Source organism: Dysgonomonas termitidis (assembly GCF_042654545.1).
In the GTDB taxonomy this organism is placed as follows: Bacteria; Bacteroidota; Bacteroidia; order Bacteroidales; family Dysgonomonadaceae; genus Dysgonomonas; species Dysgonomonas termitidis.
On sequence record NZ_JBHSGN010000211.1, the window covers coordinates 1 to 5,667 of the forward strand.

General features: G+C 49.7%; 5 protein-coding genes. 1 reads left to right on the plus strand and 4 read right to left on the minus strand.

The annotated features are described in order from the left end of the window. The 3 genes from ACFO6W_RS26225 to ACFO6W_RS26235 form a co-directional block, all read right to left on the minus strand. On the minus strand, positions 1 to 1,023 hold a 1,023-nt coding region (locus ACFO6W_RS26225), incomplete at its 3' end, for a hypothetical protein (RefSeq protein ID WP_380002107.1). A 13-nt stretch (positions 1,024 to 1,036) separates the two neighbouring features. After that, positions 1,037 to 2,524, minus strand: a complete 1,488-nt coding sequence (locus ACFO6W_RS26230; protein WP_380002109.1) for a hypothetical protein — start codon at positions 2,522 to 2,524, stop codon at positions 1,037 to 1,039. Positions 2,525 to 2,667: 143 nt separating this feature from the next. Further along, a complete protein-coding gene (locus tag ACFO6W_RS26235; RefSeq protein ID WP_380002111.1) occupies positions 2,668 to 3,246 on the minus strand; it encodes a hypothetical protein in 579 nt (192 codons plus the stop codon). A gap of 197 nt (positions 3,247 to 3,443) precedes the next feature. Between ACFO6W_RS26235 and ACFO6W_RS26240 the strand changes: the two genes are divergently transcribed. Continuing rightward, positions 3,444 to 3,755: a hypothetical protein gene (locus tag ACFO6W_RS26240; protein ID WP_380002113.1), complete on the plus strand. Its 312-nt coding sequence runs from the start codon at positions 3,444 to 3,446 to the stop codon at positions 3,753 to 3,755. Between the two features lie 8 nt (positions 3,756 to 3,763). Here the strand turns inward: ACFO6W_RS26240 and ACFO6W_RS26245 are convergent, their stop codons facing one another. Beyond that, positions 3,764 to 5,575, minus strand: coding sequence for a bifunctional DNA primase/helicase (locus tag ACFO6W_RS26245; protein ID WP_380002115.1), 1,812 nt, complete (start codon positions 5,573 to 5,575; stop codon positions 3,764 to 3,766). Positions 5,576 to 5,667: the final 92 nt, after the last annotated feature.

Below are 5,667 nucleotides of genomic sequence, written 5' to 3' on the forward strand. Positions count from 1 at the left end.
TTTCCTGAATCCGTCGCCTTCTTTGCTTGCAGATAACAACAGTTTGGTATTCTTTAGCAGGTTGGCGGCTTTACCGAGTATGGCATCATTCCGGTAATTGGTTCCTTTCAGGCTCCATGCGCTTATATTGTGCCGCCCGGCGTATGCTTCCTTATTTTTCTCCGATGCTTCCCTTATACTTTCAATCCGGTTAAGCAGAATGTCCGCATCACCCTCTAATTGCCCTATAAACTCCTTATGTGCCTGTGCATAGCGTTTACCTTCTTCACTATTGGCGATATAGTCTTTTATAAATGCGGTTTGTTCCGGGGTATTCTCTTTTACGGTAGTCGGATAAGAGCCGCCACCCGTAACAGAAGGGTTGTAATGTGTTAGCTCCCTCGATACCTTGTTCCTCTCCAGCCAGTCTTTAGCGGCAGGCGGCAGGTCTTTATCTGCTACCGTTAAATCAGGAGTACGGGTATTAGCCAGATAGTCATTGATAAGGGATTGCTTTACATTTTCGGACAGGCTGCTGTCGTTCTTCACCTGCTCTACCCAGTCTTTTTCCTGCCTGTACCTGTCGACGGACATATCGAAGTATGCTTCCGGGCTAACGGGCATATTTTGCATGGTATTACTAATGGTTTCTTTTAACGGCTTACCTTTAAATGCGGAAATTCCTGACAGATCCGGCTCTTTTAATTGGGAAATATTTGTGTTTACCGGAATATCGACATAACCTTCTGTTCCATCTTTGAACCTGGTCTTCATTTTTTGAGGTTGATTAGCCCCAAAACCGGAGTTAAAGCCATTTAAAGGTTGATTTGCCGGAGTTATAGCCGCAGAACGGCCTTGTCCGTCCTGAATATCCGACCCTCGTGGGGTTGATATGCCGTTTTGTACCCGCCTGTCCTCGAAATCGGACAATTCCTTACGTGTGGCTTCCCTCGAACCGGGATATTTAGACAGAAATTTTTGTTCCTTTCCTTCCGGAACCAGGCGTATGTTACCTTTGCTGTCTATATAAAATTTATCAGGCATAAACGTTTCCTTTTTAAAAATTAGCAATATTACCCACCGATGGGAACTCTTCGTCTTCTTCCTCTTCCTCCGGTATCCCTGCCTCTTCCGCCTCTTCCGCCTGTACGGGAAGACTTGACGGCGCTACAGGCTGTGTAGCAGGAGGAACATTGTTGCCAAACCCCGGAAGCCGGTTGTTTTGTTCCCATTGCCGGTATGTGTTACTTCCACCTGTCGACGGGACGGAATAATCAGGAGCGGCGGGAGTTGAAGCAAAGCTGTTGTTATACTGTTCCTGCAAGTAGGCGGCGGCTATATCCGTCCTTTCTTTTTCGGTAAATGACCTGGGGGCTTCACCCGGTAGTCCGGGCTTACGGTCATATTGCGGATATCTGGCTTTGAATGCCGGATCGGACAATGCTTCCCGCGTGTACCTGTCTATTTCGCCTTTGGACATTTCAAATACGCGCACATCCGCTCCCAGTTGGTTATCTCTGACGGCTTCCCTATCAGCCGGATTAGCCTCGATCACCATCCGGTAGCCGGTGTTCTTACCGCCACCGGATGAAGAAACCTTTTTCACGTATGCCGACGTCCTGTTTTTAGCATCGCCAACACGCGACCATCCCTGCGCTACCATCGCTTTACGGTAGCTGTCCAGGCTCTTCTGGTTATCTTCCCTTACTTTGCGGTCTTTATCTTTGTTTGCTTGCTCCTGCGCCAGTTTATCATAGGCAAGGCGTTGTTTGTCTTCGAACTGGGCCTGCGCCTGATCCAGCTTTTGTTTTGCTGCCAGGACGCCCTGAATACCCTTCTTTCCGGTATTGTAATCATCCAGCATCCGTTGGAAATCTTTCAGGCGGGCATTGAACAGGCCGTCATTATACCGTGCGGATTGCTGCATATAGCGGTTCTCCAGTTCTTTGGCCCTGCCTGTTGCTTGCGACAGGGCGGATTGGCTGTAATCACGTTTTTCCACATGTGCGCCTTTGCCATAGCTGTACATCTGGGACAGTAAGCCTATACCGTCGGCAATGGAAGCTATCAGTTGTGCGTTCCTGACTTTCTTTTCATCCGGTGCAACAGGTTTGGGTATGGCAGATTCATAGTAACGCTGCAATATATTTTCCCCTGCATCCGGATCGAAAGGGGCCGTAAACCTGATTAACGCTTCGGGAGTAAAGTATTTAAGCAGGTGTTCATACTCGCCGTCATTCAGTCCCTGCGGCTTATTTGGGTATTTTACTGCCTGCCGGGTTGCTGTTCCTGCTGCCGGGTTGCTACCGTTTGCTAACAGATTGCTTTGTCTAGCTGCCGTTACACCCTCATATTGCTGTCCTGTTGCTGGCAAATTGTCCCCGTTTTGCCCGGTAGTTGCTTGCAGATTATCAAAACCCTCTGTTAACTGATGACTGTTTACTGCTAACTGTTTACTGTTAACTGCCAACTCCTGCTCATCCACAGGAAGAAAGGTGTTTACACCCTTCTTTTTGTCCTTAACCAGTATATCGTCCAAGATCATATTTTTTTAAATGAAAAGTGATAAGTGAAAAACGAAGAACATTCTTAAACGAAGAACTAAAAATGAAAAATGAAGTTGAAAGTAGTAAGCACTTATAAACCATAACTTTTCACTTATCACTTTTAGTTTTTCACTTTATTGAATTACTTCCCCCACATGCTTAGCAGGCTTCCCGCCGAATTACCCAGCATATTCAGCCCGTTGCTTTGCAGGTTCTCTCCCGATTGAGCCTTGCCCTGCATGATATTCATGCGCTGGTTGGCTATGCTTTCCCTGCGCGATAAATAACGGTCTGTAACACGGTCTTTCCACTGCCGGCCCATTGCCCCGATATTCGCATAAGTATCGGAGATAGCCTTATTGGCCTGTTCTTTGGCTACTGCCTGCTGTTCCGGCGTGGCTCCCGTGACAACCGCCGTATTGGCTATCGTCTTATTCTGCCTGCCCAGGTTGTCCCTCAACTGCTTCATCAGGTTCTGTACATCCGTCCGCTGTGTATAGTCCGATAAAGCATTGGCGTTATAAAATGATTTATTTTCCGTATCCTGCCTGTTCAGGTAGTCCTCCATCAGCTTGCGCTGTCCGGCTGCCTTATTACCCCCGATCAGGGAAGCACCCAGACCTACCACACCGCCTATTACAGCTCCCCAGGGCCCGAAGGCCGCCCCCGCTGCCGCTCCTTTTCCTGCGCCACTGGCTGCGCTGCCCATATCTACTGCCATATAGCCTGTTGTTTATAAGATAAATAGATTATAAAAGCCCATACGGGACTGTTAAGCCGCAAATAAAGGGATTGATACGGTCTTTGGCTGTTCCCTGTGCAAAAAGATGTGTAGATGTAAATAAGTATCCGCTACGGTGGTATGGAAGCCGATAGCGGCGGGTTATTTTTGTAAATCCTGTATTTAACAAAAATGATATGGCCGGAGTAAAAGGAAAAAGCGGTTTGAAGAAAGGTACTACCAACAATCCCAACGGGCGTCCCAGGGGGAGTGCCAACCTGCTGGGCAGGGAATTAAGGGATACACTGATCGGCAGGCTCACAAAGGAGGATATTATCAATAAGATCATGGATGATATACTGGCCCTTCAGGACCCTGCCGACAGGCTGAACCACCTGAAGAACCTCTATCCCTATATCTTCCCGCGTCCATTGGCCGACGAAGAGAAAAGCGCACTGAATACACAGTCGGTGCTCTTCAAACGCTTATCGCAGCCGGATGAAGAATAAGCCTGTGCCTAAAAAGGCAGGTCTGCGGCTTCCGTGGTATCCGCGATAAATTCCTGTTCCAGTTCCTCTGCGGATTTTGTAAAGCCGATGGATGACTGGCTACCCTGACAATAGCTCTCCAGGTAATCCGTATCATCCTCCTTTCCCTTTTTACCGTTGACAAACGGGACATACCTGCCGTTGGCATAGTCGTAGCTAAAGTAAGCCGCCCCGCATTTACCCAAATGTTTGAACTTGACCTTGTGCACATCCACGCGGACATGGTCTTCCCTGTAATCCCTGTAGACCGTAAACCCGAAGTCGGCCTTGTTGTAGAAGTTCGCCGACCCGTTCACGTCGTAGAGGTTGGGGGCTGTAGGTACGCCGCCTTTCATTTCCATCTTACGGGGATGGGCTACCAGGAATACCAGCACGTCTTTCTGGCGGGCGAATGTTACCAGCTTGCTGAGTAAGGCGGAGATATAGTTCGTTTCATTTGTTCCGTGAGGCATCTGGTGCTCTATCGCATTGTAGGGGTCGATGACAAGCACCCGGATGCCTTTCTTTTTGACCAGGAAGGAAGCCTTTTCCAGTATATTGCCGATACCGAAGTCCTCTTCCGGGTAAATGAATGAGAAGTTATCCCCGATATGGGCGCAGGCCCTTTCATATGCGCCGGGGCGCAGGGATTCCCTGTCGAAGCGTTTGCCTGTGAACTTGGATACCAGCTTTGCCGCCAGGTAGGGCAGCGGATGGTTCTCCGGGGAGAAGTAAGCGAATTTCAGGCCGTAGTTCAGGTTCAGCCGGACGGCTATTTCATCGACAAATTCACTCTTCCCGTGTGACGGTATCCCGGTAACGACGCACAGGCGTCCTGTTTCAAAGCTCAGCAGCCTGTCGAAGTCGCTGTGTCCCGTTGTCATTCCCGGATGCAGCCCCTCCCTGAAAAGCAGGTCGGCCTGCTGCCTGATATCCGGCAGGGTGAATATGCCCTCGATGCGTATCTCCTCCGCATTGGCGACAGCTATACGGAGCGATTCCGGGCCATACTTCACCAGGTGCTCGTTCGCATCCTTGCATCCCGGCCCGTAGGTGACAACCTTACAGCGTTCAGGCCCGAAGCGGCGGATCAGTTCGTTACGCAGGATAATGCCTTTCCTGTCGGTATCCACGGCAATGTAGACCGTTTGTTTGTCGTCGAAATACTCCTCGATGTAGTTATCCAGGTAAGCCGTGCCGTTCGCGCCGTTGGGAACAGAGACAACCGATTCGAACCCGCATTCGCCGAATGACATGCAATCCAGTTCCCCCTCCGTGATGATCACTTCTTCCTTTCCAACCGTAGAGTCCAGGTTATAGAGGATCAGCTCGCACCCTGCTTCGATGGCCCAGGCTTTATCCCCTGTCCTGTATTTTACGTTTACCACTTCCCCGTTCAGGAAGTAGGGGAATTGCAGGGTATTGCATTTCCTGTCTTTGGCCGGGATGTAATGCAGGCCCTCCGACAGCCGGAACTTCTTTAAGGTAGCCTGCGACAGCTTCCGTTCGTCTTCAAGGTAACGCGCCAGCTTGTCCGACAGCTTTGTATTGTTCTGCCATGCAGGCTTGCGGTAAGTCTTTTTCTCCATTTCCCTGTGGTTGTAATAATCTTTTTTCTGGTTGATGCTGCCGGAGAAGCCGCAGTAATGGCACTTGTACAATCCTTCGTCCAGGTTGACAGAAAGGGACTTGTCCAGCTTATGACGCCTCGATCCTTCCCGGCATTTCGGGCAAAGCGTTTTGACCTTGCCGGATGTCCTGCCGAAAGGTATTTCTATCCCTGTATCGCTCCATGTTCCCATAGCAGTCACATAAACCTCGGTTTGGACGGGTCGTCCGGCATTAAGCCGTAACGGGTTACCTCATCGTTCCATGCCTCCTGGCTGATATAGGT